Source organism: Candidatus Bathyarchaeota archaeon (assembly GCA_023131225.1).
Taxonomy (GTDB): domain Archaea; phylum Thermoproteota; class Bathyarchaeia; order Bathyarchaeales; family SOJC01; genus JAGLZW01.
Map to the genome: position 1 here is coordinate 1 of JAGLZW010000041.1, position 17999 is coordinate 17999.

23 protein-coding genes, 2 tRNA genes and 1 pseudogene are annotated in these 17999 nt (G+C 42.9%); 12 read left to right on the top strand and 14 right to left on the bottom strand.

The features are described 5' to 3' along the window. Positions 1–865: right-handed parallel beta-helix repeat-containing protein (locus KAU88_09710; GenBank protein MCK4478781.1), on the top strand; the 865-nt coding region annotated here is incomplete at its 5' end. Between the two features lie 190 nt (positions 866–1055). On the opposite strand, the gene KAU88_09715 is transcribed toward KAU88_09710, so the two are convergent. From KAU88_09715 to KAU88_09730, 4 genes are all read right to left on the bottom strand, one after another. Further along, positions 1056–1132, bottom strand: a tRNA-Val gene (locus KAU88_09715). A gap of 472 nt (positions 1133–1604) precedes the next feature. Next, complete coding sequence (locus tag KAU88_09720; protein ID MCK4478782.1) at positions 1605–2024, bottom strand: hypothetical protein; 420 nt, start codon at positions 2022–2024, stop codon at positions 1605–1607. Between the two features lie 309 nt (positions 2025–2333). Next, on the bottom strand, positions 2334–4346 hold the full coding sequence (gene nrdD / locus KAU88_09725; GenBank protein ID MCK4478783.1) for an anaerobic ribonucleoside-triphosphate reductase: 2013 nt from the start codon (positions 4344–4346) through the stop codon (positions 2334–2336). Positions 4347–4669: 323 nt separating this feature from the next. Further along, the gene (locus KAU88_09730) at positions 4670–6778 is read right to left on the bottom strand and encodes an ArsR family transcriptional regulator (protein ID MCK4478784.1); all 2109 of its coding nucleotides are present in this window, start codon (positions 6776–6778) and stop codon (positions 4670–4672) included. A 166-nt stretch (positions 6779–6944) separates the two neighbouring features. On the opposite strand from KAU88_09730, the gene KAU88_09735 reads away from it, so the two are divergent. After that, positions 6945–7047: transfer RNA gene (locus tag KAU88_09735), tRNA-Leu, on the top strand. A gap of 108 nt (positions 7048–7155) precedes the next feature. Then, positions 7156–7944 (top strand): coenzyme F420-0:L-glutamate ligase, encoded by a 789-nt coding sequence (cofE, locus tag KAU88_09740; protein MCK4478785.1) that lies wholly within the window; start codon positions 7156–7158, stop codon positions 7942–7944. Here cofE and KAU88_09745 read toward each other — a convergent pair. Beyond that, positions 7912–8682, bottom strand: coding sequence for a hypothetical protein (locus KAU88_09745; GenBank protein ID MCK4478786.1), 771 nt, complete (start codon positions 8680–8682; stop codon positions 7912–7914). The genes cofE and KAU88_09745 overlap by 33 nt on opposite strands. A 61-nt stretch (positions 8683–8743) precedes the next feature. Then, complete coding sequence (psmB, locus tag KAU88_09750) at positions 8744–9328, bottom strand: archaeal proteasome endopeptidase complex subunit beta (GenBank protein MCK4478787.1); 585 nt, start codon at positions 9326–9328, stop codon at positions 8744–8746. A gap of 217 nt (positions 9329–9545) precedes the next feature. Here psmB and KAU88_09755 point away from each other — a divergent pair, with 217 nt between their 5' ends. Both KAU88_09755 and KAU88_09760 read left to right on the top strand, forming a co-directional pair. After that, on the top strand, positions 9546–10127 hold the full coding sequence (locus KAU88_09755; protein MCK4478788.1) for a methylated-DNA--[protein]-cysteine S-methyltransferase: 582 nt from the start codon (positions 9546–9548) through the stop codon (positions 10125–10127). A 215-nt stretch (positions 10128–10342) separates the two neighbouring features. After that, positions 10343–10870 (top strand): nicotinamide-nucleotide adenylyltransferase, encoded by a 528-nt coding sequence (locus KAU88_09760; protein ID MCK4478789.1) that lies wholly within the window; start codon positions 10343–10345, stop codon positions 10868–10870. On the opposite strand, the gene KAU88_09765 is transcribed toward KAU88_09760, so the two are convergent. Genes KAU88_09765 through KAU88_09775 form a run of 3 tightly spaced genes read right to left on the bottom strand, consistent with a single transcriptional unit; the run spans position 10861 to position 11672 of the window. After that, positions 10861–11223, bottom strand: a complete 363-nt coding sequence (locus KAU88_09765; protein MCK4478790.1) for an SAM-dependent chlorinase/fluorinase — start codon at positions 11221–11223, stop codon at positions 10861–10863. The genes KAU88_09760 and KAU88_09765 overlap by 10 nt on opposite strands. Next, positions 11207–11476, bottom strand: coding sequence for an SAM-dependent chlorinase/fluorinase (locus KAU88_09770; protein MCK4478791.1), 270 nt, complete (start codon positions 11474–11476; stop codon positions 11207–11209). Before KAU88_09770 ends, KAU88_09765 begins: the two co-directional genes overlap by 17 nt. Continuing rightward, complete coding sequence (locus KAU88_09775; protein ID MCK4478792.1) at positions 11439–11672, bottom strand: SAM-dependent chlorinase/fluorinase; 234 nt, start codon at positions 11670–11672, stop codon at positions 11439–11441. Before KAU88_09775 ends, KAU88_09770 begins: the two co-directional genes overlap by 38 nt. Before the next feature lie 126 nt (positions 11673–11798). Here KAU88_09775 and KAU88_09780 point away from each other — a divergent pair, with 126 nt between their 5' ends. Both KAU88_09780 and KAU88_09785 read left to right on the top strand, forming a co-directional pair. Then, positions 11799–12044, top strand: a complete 246-nt coding sequence (locus tag KAU88_09780) for a hypothetical protein (protein MCK4478793.1) — start codon at positions 11799–11801, stop codon at positions 12042–12044. A gap of 66 nt (positions 12045–12110) precedes the next feature. Further along, the gene (locus tag KAU88_09785; protein ID MCK4478794.1) at positions 12111–12332 is read left to right on the top strand and encodes a hypothetical protein; all 222 of its coding nucleotides are present in this window, start codon (positions 12111–12113) and stop codon (positions 12330–12332) included. A gap of 98 nt (positions 12333–12430) precedes the next feature. Here the strand turns inward: KAU88_09785 and KAU88_09790 are convergent, their stop codons facing one another. Next, positions 12431–12649 (bottom strand): DUF167 domain-containing protein, encoded by a 219-nt coding sequence (locus tag KAU88_09790; protein ID MCK4478795.1) that lies wholly within the window; start codon positions 12647–12649, stop codon positions 12431–12433. Between the two features lie 167 nt (positions 12650–12816). Between KAU88_09790 and KAU88_09795 the strand changes: the two genes are divergently transcribed. Then, a complete protein-coding gene (locus KAU88_09795) occupies positions 12817–13209 on the top strand; it encodes a hypothetical protein (GenBank protein ID MCK4478796.1) in 393 nt (130 codons plus the stop codon). 48 nt (positions 13210–13257) lie between these two features. Here the strand turns inward: KAU88_09795 and KAU88_09800 are convergent, their stop codons facing one another. The 3 genes and pseudogenes from KAU88_09800 to KAU88_09810 form a co-directional block, all read right to left on the bottom strand. Further along, complete coding sequence (locus KAU88_09800) at positions 13258–13419, bottom strand: hypothetical protein (GenBank protein MCK4478797.1); 162 nt, start codon at positions 13417–13419, stop codon at positions 13258–13260. Between the two features lie 145 nt (positions 13420–13564). Beyond that, positions 13565–13783 (bottom strand): hypothetical protein, encoded by a 219-nt coding sequence (locus tag KAU88_09805; protein ID MCK4478798.1) that lies wholly within the window; start codon positions 13781–13783, stop codon positions 13565–13567. A 27-nt stretch (positions 13784–13810) separates the two neighbouring features. Further along, a pseudogene (locus KAU88_09810) lies at positions 13811–14017 on the bottom strand (hypothetical protein). A gap of 203 nt (positions 14018–14220) precedes the next feature. Here KAU88_09810 and KAU88_09815 point away from each other — a divergent pair. The 4 genes from KAU88_09815 to KAU88_09830 all read left to right on the top strand — a co-directional run bounded on the left by KAU88_09815 (position 14221) and on the right by KAU88_09830 (position 17596). Then, positions 14221–14892 carry an HAD family hydrolase gene (locus KAU88_09815; protein ID MCK4478799.1) on the top strand — a complete coding sequence of 224 codons (672 nt, stop codon included), beginning with the start codon at positions 14221–14223 and terminating at the stop codon, positions 14890–14892. 204 nt (positions 14893–15096) lie between these two features. After that, positions 15097–15678 (top strand): hypothetical protein, encoded by a 582-nt coding sequence (locus KAU88_09820; GenBank protein ID MCK4478800.1) that lies wholly within the window; start codon positions 15097–15099, stop codon positions 15676–15678. 83 nt (positions 15679–15761) lie between these two features. After that, a complete protein-coding gene (locus KAU88_09825) occupies positions 15762–16058 on the top strand; it encodes a DUF211 domain-containing protein (protein MCK4478801.1) in 297 nt (98 codons plus the stop codon). A gap of 95 nt (positions 16059–16153) precedes the next feature. Further along, positions 16154–17596 (top strand): proline--tRNA ligase, encoded by a 1443-nt coding sequence (locus KAU88_09830; protein ID MCK4478802.1) that lies wholly within the window; start codon positions 16154–16156, stop codon positions 17594–17596. 7 nt (positions 17597–17603) lie between these two features. On the opposite strand, the gene KAU88_09835 is transcribed toward KAU88_09830, so the two are convergent. Then, on the bottom strand, positions 17604–17897 hold the full coding sequence (locus KAU88_09835; protein MCK4478803.1) for a DUF1805 domain-containing protein: 294 nt from the start codon (positions 17895–17897) through the stop codon (positions 17604–17606). Between the last annotated feature and the right edge of the window lie 102 nt (positions 17898–17999).

The following is a 17999-nucleotide window of genomic DNA, read 5'->3' on the forward strand; positions in this document are numbered from 1 at the left end:
TAACATATCTGAAAACAACATGTCTGCGAGCACGTTTGGGATGTGGTTGACCCACTCATCCGACAATGAGGTAATCGGAAATGACTTTTCAAACCTGGGCTGGAGTTTACTAATCTATTATTCTCATAATAACACAGTTCAGTATAACAACATATCCTTTACCGTTGATGGCGTAAGAATGATGTTTTCCCGTCAGAACAACTTCACAGAAAACCACTTCGAATCGAACAGTCATTCAGGAATCTTTTTTTGGCAGAATAACACCAACAACCGTATCACTAAAAATAGGTTTTATTCGAACCAGCATGGAGTTGAGCTGAAACTATGGTGTAATAACAACACTATCGCAGACAATGACATAAGACATAACGAGAGAAACGGTATTCTGATCCTAGAGTCTACGAGTAACATGGTCACAAGAAATTATGTCTATTCAAATGCTAGAGGAGTGATTTCCTACGATTCCTCCGATAACAAGATCTACCATAACAGCATCATAGACAGTTGGGAAGAGCAGGCAGCCGATTTTAATTCAGCTAACATCTGGAATAATGGTTGTGAAGGGAACTACTGGAGCAACTATAGCGGCATTGACTTAGACGGAGATGGGATAGGTGACACGTATCTTCCTTGGGAAGATGTTGACTACTATCCTCTAATGAATCTTTACTGGAATCCAGCAGATGTTAACCATGATTTGGATGTCGACATTTTTGATGTTGTCTTAGCCTGCAGTGCTTATAGTTCTACTCCTCTAGACCCCAACTGGAACCCACACTGTGACATAGCTGAACCATATGGAAAAGTTGACATATACGACGTTGTAATGATATGTAACAGCTATGGAGAAGAATACAATCCCTGAAACAGCAATTGACGCACGTTTAACTAAGAACTGTTAGGCTAGCTTTGTCATATATCCTCTTAAGTTTCTCAAGACCATTTCCAGTGTAATGCTTAGCTAGGATATTCCTTGGTGTTCTTCCTTGAAAGACATCTATAAATGCGCGCGCGATTTCAAACCTTATAAAAGTGATGGTTCCAGACCCAAAAGATGGTGGGCCGGGCCGGACTTGAACCGGCGACCTTCTGCGTGTCAGGCAGATGTCCTACCATGCTAGACGACCGGCCCTTGTGTTCTTCTTAGGACTAAAACCTAAATATGTTTTATTTATACCTAGATCTTTATACCCATTTATACTCAGGACTACCAATTAGAGAATTATCAATTTTATGGTGCTTATACACCGTCTACCGTTCTCAAATGCAACATGCGCGCTCACGCAGCGATACCAGACGAGTTGAAGAGAATAAAGCCTATTATGATCTGCAAGAGTATTACGGCAGACTAAGAAACCCGCCATATGTTTTCTCTCCGTTTCCATTCTTTTTCTCTGAACTTCTTATGATTCATATTCAACTCACGTTCCAATTTGATAATCACTAACGGAACGCCACTCAACTATTCTGTTTAGAAAGCAAACTGATGGATACAGATAACTGCAGGATTTCAAACTTTCTAATTTATGACAAAATTGAAACTCACAAACTTCTGAATTTTTAAATTTGCTGCGCGTATAAGTACTAGTGTTCCAGGTCTATGTTTACTGTTCTTTATCGTAAACAATACTTTCGTGTGTTTGCATTCCAACTGGGCATTCTCTTATTTGTTCTGTTGTCAATGAATTCAAATCAGTTGCTTCCTGATGTACTGACTGAGCTGTTGTTCCAGTTTGTGACCGTCCAGCCGGTTTCAAAGACGTTTCAGGCTTGACTCGTGGTGCAGGAGTCTTCTCGCGGATGCTTGGTTGTACTGATAAACCGCCCTGTAAGTAAGCTTCGCGGGAACTACCCCCGGCAAACAAAAGCGCCCCAAACAAAATGAGACCAACATATATGTTTGAACTTCTTGTGGGCAGTGCGATTACAGAAGCGAGCCCCCACATAATCATAATCAAACCTAAACCACTCATAAAGCCATAGACAAATGCGCCTAATCTATGATTTCTTATTTCTGTGTACAAGTGAATCACAGTTTTGAAAAGGTTTGCTTACTTTATAATCGTTATGAGATTGTAATAACTATGCTGAATCCGAATTTACATGTGCCATAGTGCTATATCAACTGGAGTTTTTGCTTTGATTGACATTAAAAATTTGATGCAAAGGCTGCCCAAAACGTACATATCTCTCATGGTATCGAATCGTCTCTGATTCACCATCTTCGTCTCGCAAGAGTGGGAACAATCGCCATTTTTGGCTTACGATATCTCCGATACTGCATCTAGTGTGCACATCAAATCTTCGGCTGTTCCCTAGTTCAATTCTTATGGCTATACTACGTATCTGTGTCTGTCTTTGAACTCTTGCACCTTGCCCGCATTCCAACCGCGCAGCTGCTGATAATACCCCGTAATCCTAGACCAATGCTCCAAATCATTACCCTCTGCCCCGCAACGTTTGCATCTAACCTGCAAATTAGCCTCCACGCTATTGCACTTCCTGCAAATCGTCATGTCTCGGGTGAAGGCAAAATAAGCTGCCAACGACTCTGTTGCAATCCGTCTAATCAAGCTCCAAATCGCCTTGGGCGATGGGTTGCTCTCCCCGAGAAAAACATGCAAGATCGCGCCGCCTTTAGTCAATGGATGAAAGCTAGATTCAACCCTAATCCGCTCCAATAGCGGAATCCCAGCTGATGGGCGAATATGAGAACTATTGGTATAGTAAATGCCCCCATTGCCAACATCGCCCTGCACAACTGCCTTTTCTCCAAACAGCCTACGATCAACCAAAGCTAACCTGTGCGCACAACTTTCTGCGGGGGTTTGAATACATCCAAACCGATAGCCTGTCTCTTCCGCATAGTCGTTCACCCGATCAGCCATGTGCCTAATTACTCGCAATCCAAAACGCCACGCGTTAGGGTCTTCATGCATCTCCGCATCCAAATGTGCCTTTAACAGCTCATTCAAACCTACAAAGCCCACGTTCAACACCTGTTTGTCCAAGTTTAGATAGGGCTCGCCAAAGCAGTCCATGGTACAAAACGGCAGCGTACCTCCGTCTAGTCTATCTTTAACAACGTCCCGCTTAATGAAAAGTACATCCTTAGCCATGTCCATACGTTCATCTAAAAGCTCAAACAACCGATCATCATTTCCCCCAGCCTCATAAGCCAATCTCGGCAAATTGACAGTAACAACTTGCAAGCTCCCCATCCGCATAGCGCCCTTATGAAAGTCTTTCAACTCGTCACTGTCAGGCGTAAAGATCAACCTGCAACATTGACTATTCACAATGTCAGGCATATAGTCAGGGCAAAGGTTGAGAAAGTAGGGAGTTCCAAACTTGGACGCCAATGCAGCCACTTTAATATATTCATCTTCAAACTTGTCCAAATATTCTCGTCGCAACTTCACTTCACACTTGGGGAAGTTGAACGGTTTCCCCAAGTAGTCTCCGCCCATGTAAACGTCAAGTATAGCATTAAAGAAGGCGTTAGCCTCGTCGTAATAGTCGAGGTAAGTCTCCGACTTGCTGACTTTTCCACCGGGCAAAAGCACAGGTACATCCCAAATAATCTTGGGCACTGCACATTCCAATGCAATAGAGGAAAAAACCGTCTGGCCACCCCGTGCGACGTACATCTGTGACATCTCGTAAATGTACATCTGCGCCAGCTGCTTCATACGCTCATATGACAAACCTCTCACGAATGGTGCAAGCCAAACATTAAAAAAGTCATAGCCTTGCCCACCAGCCCAATTCGTTTGTGCCGCCGCTAAAGCCTTGGCTGCGTGCAAAATTGCAACCTCCGCATGCTTCGCAGGACCAGCCACAGCCGTATGTACGCCCTCACCATCGACAATCAAGCCTTTTCTAAGAAAGAAGCGTAGGTCATGCTCTTGGCAGAAGGGCCTAGTTGCAAAGTACTCAAGATCATGGATGTGAATGGCGCCGGCAATGTGAGCGTCTGCCAAATGTGGTGGCAAACAGTTTAACAACGCGTATTGATCGAAAATGGTGTCGGCGGCAAGCTTATGAATTGTTTCCGGATTGTGTTGGAGATTAGCATTCTCCTTGTCACCAGCGCGAATGAGGTTTTCGACATCAAACAGAGGGATGCCGAGTCTGGTGTATCTAGCTCTGGGGCGTTCAAAATTGTTCTCTAATAATGCTACGCAGACAAACTCTCGAATTAGCGGACCAGACAAAAACTCTAGATCTAAGGTGTTTATCCGACCTGCAATGTCTAGGGCTATCTTATCTGCAACTTCGTCTGAAAGCCCTGTTTCTTTCATTAGAGAATCTCTTATTTTCTGTGGATTAAAGTCCTCGAACATTATTTTGGATGTTCTAACTCGTGGGAAATATTTGAGCGAATCTACAGTATATTCTTGTTGGCTCGTGGAAAAACCCCCGCAGCAAAACACAATACTACCTCCAGACTCTTAGAATTTTCAATATACATTTCAGTTAAAAAACAGATGGTGTGGATTGCGTAGGCCATGGTCTCTATATACATAAAGATATAAATTTTTCACACTTCGCAGATTACTTGAGATTTTTGGATAAGACTGTATAAAATGCTGTAGTCTGATCCTTCAAAATTGACATACTCGGTGTTTGGCATAAAAACATAAAAACCGCTGATTTAATGGTTTCGCTAGTAACGTGTTAAAGTAAGGATGCTTGTTGAGCTACAGTTTGGGCATTTTAGATGGGTTCCGCGCGATGTAGTTTTGCAGTGGTGACAATGTGTGAAAGAGAGATTGTAGACGAAGAAACCTATGTCCTTTGTAACGAGTTGCTTTGTTTTAATCAGAAGCTCCTCTGCAGAGAGCTGCTCATCTTCAGTTTCTATAAGGGCCAAGTGACCGCCGGGGGTTAGTTGATGTATTCGTTCTTCTAGGCTGAGTTGTTCTTCTTCGATGAGGAAAAGCGTGTTTGTGTCTGAGTAGTAAGGTTGTTCCTTAGTGCCTAGGGTTTTGACAACCCCCCACCCATATTCCTCTACGTCTAGTCTCGCAAGCCTCTTTGCCGCCTTTCTGTTGGGGATAATGGCTGTCGTCAATCGAGTTTTTGGTTTTTTAGCATGTTTCTTCGCGTAGGAGTTAATGTGCTTCAAAATTCTTTCCGTCACTACAAAAGCTTTCCCATAATCTTCAGCCAATTCTTTACCAATCAATGTTCGAACTGCTTCGTTTAGCCCTATTAGGACTATTGTTCGTGTTGTATTTTCCAGTCTGAAGTATTGGTCACCATTTGTTTTCTGCATCAGATAAGGCAGAAGATTTTGCTCGGTCCGCTTCTTAATCGTTTGATATTTGATTTCTAAGGCTTGGCTAACCAAGTCAAGTTGCTCGTTCAGAAGCTCAAGGAATTTGTCTTCATCTCCTCTGGCGTCAAAGGAAACTCTAGGTAGATTCATGCTAACGAGATCTAGATTTCCTGCTCGTTGAGTGTCGAGTTCCCAGTCTTGGAGCCATTCATCTGCCAGTCTCAAACCAGAAGCCGTGTACGTAGCGTTTTTTTGGTTGTCGGGGCACAGGTTGGCAAAGTATATGAGAACGCTTGTTGCGGCGAGCTTGTGTGCTCCATGAAGCAAATTCTCTGCTTCGGCGTTTTTGAGGGTTTCTTGTCGTGTTTTTATAATTATTTTTGGGTTCTGCAAAGGATATGTCTTGTTTTCTTCAACTAATGTTTCTAGCAATAAGAGGGCGAGTTGTTGAGTTTCGTTGGCGTATAGAGTGCTCTTTTTTGCTGAAAGCTCTAGGCATATTGTTGTAGGTGTTGGAGTTGTTTGGTTTAGGTTCTTGATGAAGAGACGTAGAAGTTCTTTGATTTTATCAGAGGCTACATTCTTTGTGTAAGGGGCTAAGTAGATGTTGAAATCGTCTAAGTTCTGTAGCCCTGTTATTTCTGTTGCAGTGTTTTGGATGATGTTTATTGTGACGTTAAGGGCTGCTTCAAGGGTTTTTGGCTTGAAGGAGTGAAAGAAATACGGAAGGCTGTGAGTGATTTCGTTTGGTTTTAGTATCCATGTTCCGAGGTTGTAGAGGTGTAGTTTGCCGCTTAGATGAGCGTCCGAGATGTTGCGAGGTAGGATGTTTAGAAGCGTATATTCTTCTATAACTGCGTTGCCTGCCGCTTTGTGAACTGCTTCTACGTTTGGTCGTGGCGCATCAATTAGCCGAGTAACTTCATGCACGGGTAGACCTAGACGTGTGAGTTTGTGGCGGTAGTCTTCGTGGTGTTTTTCTAGGAGAATTGTGTTGACGATTTCACGGATGAGGGGTGCTGTCAAGTATTTGGTCTTGAATTGTTGGAGGCGTTTTTCTGTTTCTCGGGCGATTTTTTGGGCAATATCTGTTGGAACATTAGCCTCCTTGATTAGGGATTGGGTGATTTTGTTTCTGTCGAATTCTTCTATGGAAAGGCGGGATGTGCGGATGAGCATTTTTCTGCGTTTGTATGTTTTATCTTCTATTTCGTCGGTGATTTCGATGATGCGTCTGCCAAGGTCTGTCAGGCGGTAGTTTTTGGTTTCTACGTCGGGTTCAATTAGGTCGGCTTTCAAGAGCGATTTGAGGTGGTAGGCGAAGCGTCCAGCGTCACGGGTGGCGTCAAGTTTTAGGTAATTCATGATCTCTGTGTAGGATAGGGGACCATGTTCCAGGAGTAAGTTTAAGATTTGTATACGTATCTGTGCTGATATTGCTTTAAGTACTTGAATGCCGGCTTTGTGGATGCTGCGAAGTTTTGGGTTAGGCATGGTGATGCGCCTTTTGCGGGATATTTCCTTAGAGTTTGTATAGTTTAAAGGTTGGGGAGAGATTGTACGCATGTACTCAATGCTTAGATTCGACTGATCTATTAAGCGGCAAACATATTTGGGAACGCTTAAATTATTAGTGTGCGTTCTTTTTTGAGGTTGTAGGGCGGCGGTAGCCAAGCCAGGTCAAAAAACTGTTGGCCATAGGCGAAGGACTCAAGATCCTTTCCCGTAGGGGTTCGCCGGTTCGAATCCGGCCCGCCGCACCAAGTTCATGTTTCTCTCCCAGCTGGTTCTACTGGTAATCCAACCTTGCAAAATCGTGCTTTTTGTTATGGCTTATTAGTTTAGACGCTAAATAGAGCCGAGGGTTGTTTATGCAAGCTTTTCCCCTCGAAACATCGCTCATCAAACCAAAGGATAACATAGTCAATATGCTTATCCAAGCAGTAAAGAGGCGAAACTTGAAACTGGAAGATAAAGACATCATAGCAATATCATCAAAAGCCGTAGCGATGGCACAAGGACGAATAGTTGAACTGCACCAAGTTACACCTTCCAAAGAGGCAAGAACCTTGGCCGAAAAACATTCTTTGCAACCACAATTCGCCGAACTAATAATACAAGAAGCTGAACAAATCTACGGCGGAGTTGAAAAAGCGGTTCTTACGCTGAAAAATGGAATACTAACGGTAAATGCAGGCATCGACCGTAAAAATGCGCCCTCAGGCCATGTTGTGCTATGGCCGATAGATCCTCAACAATACGTCGAAAATATTCGAAACGAAATAAGACAAAAAGCTGGAAAAAGGGTGGGGGTTTTAGTGGTAGACAGCGACGTGGCGCCTTTAAGAATGGGTACCAGAGGCTTAGCTGTAGCGGTAACGGGCTTCGAACCAGTAAAAGATTGCCGAGACGAAAAAGATCTCTTCCAAAAACCTTTGCTGATCACTCGGCATGCAATAGCAGATGATCTCGCATCCCTAGCTCATTTGCTACTGGGCGAAACAAGCGAGAAAACGCCTTTTGTCCTCATCAGAGATGTACCTGTCACATTTACAGATGAAAAAGTTTCTCCGGAAGAAATGGAGATTTCATCCGATAAATGCGTTTATGCATCTGCCTTTAAGATTTCAGCCGCCAATCTTGAAACCGTAAATCCTTAAAGCTTTCACCAACCCAGTTCCAATCAACGTTGCAGCTATGGCTATGAACAGTCGTTCTATAGGATACAGCCATGTAAGAAGTTGCCAGTCAGCTTTCCAAACACCAACCTCGGAAATGAAACTAGGCCAGTAAATAGCTTCAAACATCAAACTGCCTACAACATGGCCAAAAAGAGTTGCTAAAAACAACGTTACCCCGACTCCAAAAGCAAGCTTAAACGCGTCCCTATCCTCACGCAGAAACTCACCAATCTTTGGCTGCAACGGAGAAAACAGGAAAGCCAAGCCAGCAACATGCAACCACAAAAGGGGAGGCCACAACCAAGCAGGCCCCACAACCGGGTAGAAAGCAAAAATAAGCAGCAAAAGAAGATACGTAACACCGCAAAACCATCTTTTATTGTTGTAAAGCAATCCTGCAAACAACGCCGCAGCAACGTGAGGCAAAAAACTAAGTGGTCCAAAAGGGCCAACTTGCCAGATAAAGGTCCCAATAACTCCACCAATCGTTACTGCAAAAACTCCGAGCCAAGGACCAAGTATAATTCCAATTACTAAAGCCATTACAACTCCTGCTTTAATGAAGTTGCCTTGCCCACCAATCAACGGAAATAAATTCCAAGAAGAAAAAACTGTGTAAAACGACGCAAAAACAATTGCCAGAGTCATGCTCTTTGTTGACAATGCTAATGTATTTGTTTTCATTTCTGCCTCTTTAAGCATTAACACTTTTCCCATTATTAAAAAGCATATGACCTGAAGATTCCAGCTATCGAAAAACTTCGCAAAATGATTAAGATTAGAACTTCATCGACTCTTCAATAATGCCTTCTTTTGTGAAAATCAAAAAGTCAATCCCGTTTCCACTCATGGAATCCCGACTGATCGCCGACTTCATAGCACGAACCGCCATCTCCTTAACCTCTTCCAAGCCCATGTCTTCTCTATAATTTTCCTCGAGAACGCCAACCGCTATCTCCGCGCCAGTACCCACCGCGGCATACTTGTCTGGAATCACAGATCCTAAAACGTCCAAAACATAAATCGAAGCCCCATCTTCATCCACGCCACCAATAATAGTCTGCGTGATTAACGGAAACAACCGCCTACCAAAAAGAAGGTTAGACATGACTTTAGCTGCCGACCTCACGGATATCCTTCTGCCACTGTCCAATTTGAAAAGGTTCGCATGAGCTTCAGCCTCCCTTACAAGGACCTGCATGTCAGAAACCAGTCCTGCACACGCTGCACCTATGTGGTCTGTTATCTTGAAAACCTTCTTTCCAGCTTTGCTCATGACGAAATAGCCATAGGTAACCCGTTTTTCAGAGGCAAGTAAAACACCTTCAGAAAACACTATGCCTAATGTTGTGGCGCCCGGCATCAAAAAGTAAGGATGTTGCTGATTTTGCTCAATCAAAGCATTGTCCCCCTAAATGTCTGTTGATTATAGACGACCCCCAAATTTAAACTTAATCATAAAAATCTTTAATGCTCGCAGAGAGTTGAGATAATGGAATAATTAAACGATATCACGAGGAAATCGGCGACAAAGCAAAACATTATTCTGTAACCCGCTGGTTTTGGATGCATGAATACTAATGATCAACCTTTCCATTCAAGAAATCGACGAGTTATGGTGCGGTGTTGCTCTTGAAGACGACAAAATCTTTGCAACATCATTTGCCTTAAGTGAGAGAGACGCTTTTAGATGTCTACTGAGAGAATTGCCTTATAACACAATTTTTCAAGTTGCCCTAAAGAAATACGCGCTTGCAGAAGCAGCTTTAGGGGCGATAAAGGCCACTTTTTACGGCGAAGATGTTTCTTTCAGTTTCCAATTCGCCTTGACTCGCTTAACCGATTATGCTCAGAGAGTGTTGAGGTTAACTTCACTTATTCCCACGGGCTACGTGACGACTTACGGCGCTCTAGCAAAGACTGCTGGTGGGAGTCCTAGATCTGTTGGGCGGGTGATGGCGACTAACCCTTTCGCGCCTTTAATTCCCTGTCACAGAGTTGTAGCTGCAGATATGACCTTAGGCGGCTACGGCGGTGGCTTAAAGACAAAGTGGGATATTTTACAGAGAGAAAACCGAAAATATGGAAAGGTAATTGAGGCTAAAATCAACGGCAAAGCATTACGATTATTTCCAGTTGGCATGCTTAAACCTAGCAAATAACAATATGAAAATTGGAAGTTCCTCCTCGATTTGAGACTTCTGAGCTCTATATTCTTGCACTTAAATTATGAACAAACTAACAAACAATCATGTGTGTAATTACTCTAGAAATCGTTAGAGTTCACATCCAAAGTGGAAATGCACACACGTATTATAGTTAAGTTTAACAAATATTAAGTTCATGCACATACTATGCCGTTAGAGAGGACTTTCATATGCCACGAGGACTTTACATCGGTCGGTTTCAACCCTTCCATTTAGGCCATCTTCACGCAATAAAACATGTTTTATCTGAAGTCGATGAGGTGGTGATAGTGATTGGTAGCGCCCAATACAGCCACCGATTAGATAATCCCTTCACCGCAGGCGAACGAGTCACTATGATCCGCAAAGCTTTAGACGAAGCCAAAATATCACCATCAAAATATTGGATTATACCCATTCGTGACATGCACGTTCACATGATGTGGGTTGCAGAAGTCAAAGGCTACACGCCCAAGTTTGAACACGTCTATTCAAATGAACCCCTTACACGACGACTGTTTCTGGAAGCCGGGTTCCCCGTTAAACCGATACCCTTCAACAAACGTCATCTCTACCTAGCCACAGAAATAAGGAAGAAAATGTTGGAAAACAAAAATTGGACAACACTCGTGCCCAACTGCGTTGCCGAATATATTAAAAAGATTGACGGCGTAGAAAGACTACACGACTTAGCTAAAACCGACCAAGTTCAACAATAGCCCTGGCGCCGAACACGGATAGAATCTCTACTTTTTACCTTAAATCGTTTTGCTGCACTGCCTTGATTTACTGGAACCTCTAGAAAATCATGACCACCAACTATCGCAAGAGCGCTACTCAAAGAAACGTCGCCATAAGCAGAACACAGCTTCAAAGCCGCAGCCTTTCCACCCATTTCAATCTTGACGAATTCGTTTTCGCGAATACCTAGTTTTTTTATGATTTCCGACGAAATGTTTGTAATGACATTGCCAAAACCGTCAACGTGCAATACCTCGCCAAACACAACATTCTCCATCAAACGTGGTTTCGCAAAATCCGGCACAACATAGTCTTTAATTTTTTGGTCCAAACTCAGACACCTTAACCCCCCTCGCTAGATAGGCGGCAACAATCGCGAAAATGTCTCGGCCATGAAAGGTTTTCGTAACTTTCGAAAGCATGCATTTCCGATTCTCAATAGCATAGACGTGCCGCAGGCCTTCTTTTAAAGCGGCCAACATAAGCAGTCCATTATCTGGTCCGACAAAATGGCTATGTTTGGTTCCTACGATTATTGGGCGACGTTTAGTTCCAACGCTTGGGTCTACAATGGCTACGTGCACTGTTCCTTTTGGAAAAAAATGGTGTTGCAGATGCGAGTATGAAGGCACCCATGCGTATGTTGAATTTGTCAATTTCGTGGCTGATGTCAACAATTTTTGCTTCGGGACATTTACTTAATATAACGGCTTTCATTTCTGCAACATAAGGGTCTTTCAACCCGAAATCGGAAAGAAGCGTTACTATTGCTTGCTGCATGACTTTCTCCCTGTAGAACACTTGGGCAGGGTATATTTTAACTTCGCAATGACCTAGGCTTCTCTAGTCAGCACTTATATATTGCTCTACTGATTTTCGTCTAGAAGAAGCTGGTGGATCAAACTCTTGTCGGAAATAACAGATTACCTGAAAAAAAAGATTGCTGAGGTCCGCCTTGCCAGACTTGTCGGGGAAATCGTCTGGGCATTAGGTTCATCCATTTCTATCGCTGGGCTATTTTTGCACATTCTTCTACTCGCAATTGTAGGTTTTTCGTTGCTGTTTGCGGGACTATTTCTAAGCGTCCACTATGAATTTCAAAGATTAGACTACATGCATGCGCTGGAAAGAATTGCACATCAAGAGAAATAGAACCAAAATGTTCGATGAAAGAAATATTTTAATGCACATAGATATTTTACCAAAGATGGAGAAATAATGTTTCCAAATTTGCTCCTCAGTCTAGGCCCGTTTGGTTGGCTTGTGCTATTAGCCCTTTTAGTAATAGGCTTAATAATCATCATCGCTATTGTGAAAATTATCTTGTTCATTTTGCCTGCAGCTATCATAGCTTTGGTGGTTTGGTTGATTACTCAAAGTGAGGTGTATGCAGGTATCGCTTTTATCGCCATCGCTGTTCTCTCGATTTTGAAGCGTTAATCGCATTAAGACAACGAGAAGCGCCGCAAGCCGTTAAACAATGTTATCCTTTCTCACAGGTTCTAGGATTTTAGAAACATTTTCTTCATCTATTTTCCTTAAAAAAATTTTTTAACCTTCGAACGAAGACCTGAAACGATTTCGACTTTTCTTTCAAAAATTTTTGAAAGCTCCTTTACTAACTCTCTATTGACTTTTCCTTTAACCGGCTGTTGCCTGCAAAATATTACAAGCTCGTCGTTAACTTGTATTCTAAAGTTTTTTGATTTGGGTTTCACCTGAATTTGAAGTATCACTCCGTCTTTAGTCTTCAACATCTTCATTGGTTCACCGACTTGATGCCCTCAAACCCTTGTGGTGATAAGGTCAACTTCCCGCTTGTTGATTAAAGCCTTTATGACTAAAAAGTTTGTAAGATAAAATACACACACTCCCTTATTACAAACAGTTTTTGAACATGTATAAGAGATAGGTGACGTGCTAAATGGCGATAGTCAGTGAAAGAGTAGCTCCAGCAGTGCCCCAAAGAGTCGCTCCAGAGACTAAAACCCTCAACGCTCAGCAGGTCACCTCGATAGCCATGGCTTTCTTGAAGTCACTTGGACACAAAAGAGGAATCAAGCCAAAACATGTTTTCATAGAAAACCAGCGCTACGTTGTCGAGGCGGAAATCGGGAAAAAAATACTTGCGAAGGTACAAATAGACATGGTTACGAGTGAAATAAAAGAATATGCCATTGAAAAAAAGACCGAAGAAGCACTGATTAGTCTGCCCGTGGAACCAAGAGCAATGCTTATCATGTTTGGAGTGGCAGCTGCAGTTTCTCTTATCTTTGCTATACTTAACCTTCAAACAATCCTAAGCAGTCTATTCTAGCGACGTTTTTTAAACTGTCCTTCTGCACGCTGCATTTTTCTTAAAGTTCTAGTACATACCGGCTTCTATATATTGCATAATAAACGCTGAGAGCCATATGCGCTCGTCTATGCCCCAAAAAAAATAAGAGGATGCTAGATTGATGAAGGTGGCAGTGGCAGTAAGGGTTGTTGTGTCTGCGATTCGGGTGGTTCCTTTGCGCCTTTGCAAGAATAGATGCACCCAGAATTGATAACGCTGCTGGAATGAGTTTTGTGGGTTTGGCTTGCTTGAGGTGCTTGGTTTTGTTGGGAAGGCGTATTTGGGCGGCATCTAGAGAGGGGAAATAGATGCTTGTGTTCTACTCTGTCCCATCTTAAGGGTTTGAGGCTTCTAACAGCTCCATAAGAGACACGGGAATCGTGGTCAGCTGAGCTATTTGAACGTATTTGTTCTCAGCCAGTTCGCCGATTGTGTCAATGCCGAAGGCTTTCTTGAGCAGTGTGGCGTCGTCCTCAGAGATTCCTGAGATAGCAAAGACTGGTTTCTCTCTAAGCTTCTTGAACTCAGCCGACTCAAACTCCTTGTCAAGCACCTTCGCAGAATATCTTGAGAAAGCGTTTATCGCCTGAGCAAGCAAAACGTGTTTGTTCGTAGCGAAATCCCCAACGGTTTTGATTCCAAAAGCATTCTTCAAGTCGGCTGCGTCAGCCTCGCTGACTCCACTTATAGCTGAAACTGGGGCATCGCGCAGTTCTCTCAAAGAAAGGTGCTCGTAGGTTTTGTCAAAATGTTTAACAACAAACTCTCTAAGGCTCAATCCTTTCATCTCCGCGTCAAACTTGTCTGGAAAGCTATTTAAATTTTTAAGAGGATACGTTTGCGCTAGCAAATTGAGTTTTTCCTCTGCTTTTGCCTTGCTTTCAACTTTTTGTGGCCTTTATATCCTTCACGCCTTGATGATGCTTGGCAAGAAAATGTTAAATAGCAAGAATTAGTCCTCAACAGGAAGAGCCTTAGAGACGGATAAAGATGAAAATAAAAGCAGTTCTCTTTGACCTAGGAGGGACACTAGTAAAAACTTCGCCTACCCCCGAGGTGATGAAAGAGATACTAGAGACATACGACATTGAACGTTCAACAGAAGAAATTGAGCAGGCAAGAAAAATCGCTGAGGAGCATACAAATACCGAGGAGTTACCTATTTTGGGAGATGAGTTTTGGGTAAGATGGAACACGCAAGTTTTAGAACATATAGGAATCCGGAAAAATGTGCCGTTCCTAGCAGAGAAGATAACGAAGTTATGGTGGCACCATGCAAATGTTGAGCTTTACCCAGACGCAGAAAAAACGTTGAAGTTACTCAAGCAAAGCGGATTGAAAGTCGGTCTCATAACAAATGGTTTAGAAAGCGATGTCAGAGAAATATTGCCAAAAGTCGGGTTGACAGAATTCTTTGATGTAGAAGTTGCTTCGAACACTGTTGGAAAGATGAAACCAAATAAAGAAATGTTTTTGCACGCTTTGAAGAAATTGGAGGTTCTACCTCAAGAAGCCCTTTTTATTGGCGACATGCTAGAACAAGACTACAAAGGAGCCAAGAAGAGCGGCTTAAAGGCTCTGCTAATTGACCGCAGGGGCAATATTAAAGATGAAGATATCGAGAAAATTGAAAGCTTGACGAACCTTCTAAAGTATATTTAAGACATTTTCTGCTCTGCAGTTTTCATATTCCTAAACGAAAAACCTATTTTCAATGCTGAACTTCAATCGACAGCATGTTTTTCAATGCGAATGCACCATATTATCCCTTGTATGAAAGACGAATGCACCTTATGCGGCAGAGTGCTATCTCTTTATTCCTTAAGGAGCTGCCCAAGATGTAAGAAGCTTTACTGCCGAAGCTGTATGACTACGGATTTGTGGAGCGAACAACGAGAGTTCATATGCCTGAATTGTGCGAGGAGAATAATTGCCCCTCGGCGCAGTGGTTCAAAATACAGTTCTCTGAGAGAGCATTTGTGGAGACGAGGAAAATTCACAAGCTTGACCACATTGACCTTCTCTAGAATCGAAGGAATAATAAAAAACGACTTGCCTTTCGGTGCTTTGAGAAGCGAAGAGTGGTGGAACAACAACGACACAACCAGTCAAGGCTACGCATGGACGAATTCAGGCTGGAAAGTTCAAAGCGTAGACTTGAAAGAACGAACCGTGACCTTCAAAAAAATGGCAAAAGAAGGAATAGTGCAGATACCTAGAAGAAAACGTAGAAAAAGAAAAATAACAAAGAAACCTTTCACACCAGTTCCTATTAGACATCGGAGAATTCGAAAGCCCTCGAAGACGCGAATCGCAAAGGTCTTGGCAAGAGCTAAAAACGTGGAGCGAAGAAAAATGGCGCCACAATACAGAATTAAGCTCAAGCCAAAATCTGCTTATGAAAAGAGACTGTACAAGCAAGAAGCCAAACCAACTCCTTACGACTGAGCTCAACAAAACAAGACTTCACTTAATAAGGAGAAGCAAAAGTTAAAAAGCTAGACACGAGAATTATATCGAGTCGTCATAATATGTTAAGAAGGCTTGTCCTAGACGTTTTGAAGCCACATAAGCCAACCGTTGTTGAACTTTCTATAGCACTAAGTAACATAGAAGGCATAGAAGGCGTAAACGTAATTACTTACGAGATAGACCAGGAAGTGGAAAACGTAAAGATTATAGTTGCGGGAGAAAGCATAAACTTCGAAAGCATCAAGGGAAAACTAGAGGAATTGGGTGCTACCATTCATTCTGTTGATGAAGTTGCGGCTGGAAAAAGGATTGTTGAGGAAGTGAGGACCCCTCAGGATAGATCTGCCCGAATTTAAGGTGAGTTAGAACCCTTGCTTACGACCTTTTTTCAATGTTTAAAACGTTAAAATATCTAAGGAGCAATAAGCACTGATAAAAGCGGGAATAACTCATGCCAACTGGAAAACGCGAAAAACGAAACAAACAATTCGGCGAATGGTTCCGCCAAGTACTGATAAATGCAGAAATACTTGATTACCGCTATCCAATCAAAGGTTGCGGCGTCTGGCTCCCATACGGATACAAAATACGCAGATTAGTCACTCAATTGCTGCGGGATTTGCACGACGCCACTGGACACGAGGAAGTTCAATTCCCAATTATGGTCACCGAGACCGATCTCCGCAAAGAAGCCGCTCATATCAAAGACTTTGAAAACGAGGTGTTCTGGATAACCCACGGCGGTCTAAAACCCCTAGAGATCAAATATGCACTAAGGCCAACCAGCGAAACAGCAATCTACCCTATGCTTAAACTCTGGATACGAAGCCACGCCGACCTGCCAAAAAGGCTATACCAAATCGGCAGTGTGTTCCGCTACGAAACAAAAACTACAAGACCCATCATCAGAGTCCGTGAACTCTCTACATTCAAGGAAGCTCATACAAGCCACGCCACCCTTGAAGATGCAGAAATCCAAATTAAGGAAGCCATTCAAATCTACAAAAACTTCTTCGATGCCTGCGGTGTTCCTTATGTAATCAGTCGCCGCCCAGACTGGGATAAATTCCCTGGTGCTCTCTATTCAATCTCTTTCGATGTCATTATGCCCGATGGACGCACCTTACAATCAGGTACGGTTCACAATCTAGGCCAAAACTTCTCCAAGACATTTGACATCCAATACGAAACCATAGACGGCGAACACCAATACATTTGGCAAACTTGCTATGGCATAAGTGAACGAGGAATCGGTGCGCTAATCAGCGTACACGGCGACGACAATGGCATCGGATTAATACCCTGCGTCGCTCCTATCCAAGTCATAATCATCCCGATACCGCATAAAGAAGACCCACAATCAATTGCAGAAGTATGTAAGAAAGTTGCAGAAAAACTGGAAAGCATGGGTTTTAGGATTGAAATTGACCAGAGAGAAGACCTAACTCCAGGCGCCAAATTCTTCTACTGGGAACTTCGCGGCGTCCCAATTCGTATAGAGATCGGTCCAAAAGACGTTAAGAAGGAACAAGTTGTTTTCGTACGTCGCGACACCTTCAAGAGAGAAGCTTGCGGGATCAGCGACTTACCATCCCGATTACGTCAGCTAATGGACCAGATGTCAATCGAAATGCGAGAGAGGGCTTGGGAATGGATGAGAAAGCGAATATACAGAGTCGATAGTCTAGAAAAGGCAGACGAACTGTTAAAGAAAAGGGCTGGAATCTTAGAACTCCTGTGGTGTGGGGATGCGGGGTGTGGTCATGAAATTGAAGAACTTGTGAGCGCCAAGCTATTAGGAACGCCAGTTGACTTTGAAGAGAAAATTGAAGGCAAATGTGTTGTTTGCGGCAAAAAAGCGTCAAGCTTCGTGAGGGCAGCAATCGCCTACTAGAATCAAACTAGAACAACAGTTTTACAGCCTCGCGCCCTTTCATTCCTTGCCTTATCCCCTTCATTTCAGCTTCAGAGGTAACCGCTTTAATTTCGGCATCAAGCATGTCATCAAATGTTTTAACACCACTAACCATCGCCGCTGTCACACCAAGTCTTTCAGCCACATCCACATTCAAGAATCCACACATAACAAACCCTTTGTCCCCAATAACTGCAACAAGAGGAGGAGAATCCGGCAAATCCACTTTCAAACCCAACGCAGTTTTCCCGTCAACTTTCAACTGACCAACTCTAATCATATAAGAGCACCTTGTTCCTTATTGTTGAGAATCACTTTTTAAATAAAGATTGCTGCAGTGGAGATGTCTCCCGCACTTCCCCCTTTTTTCTTGTTTCAGATT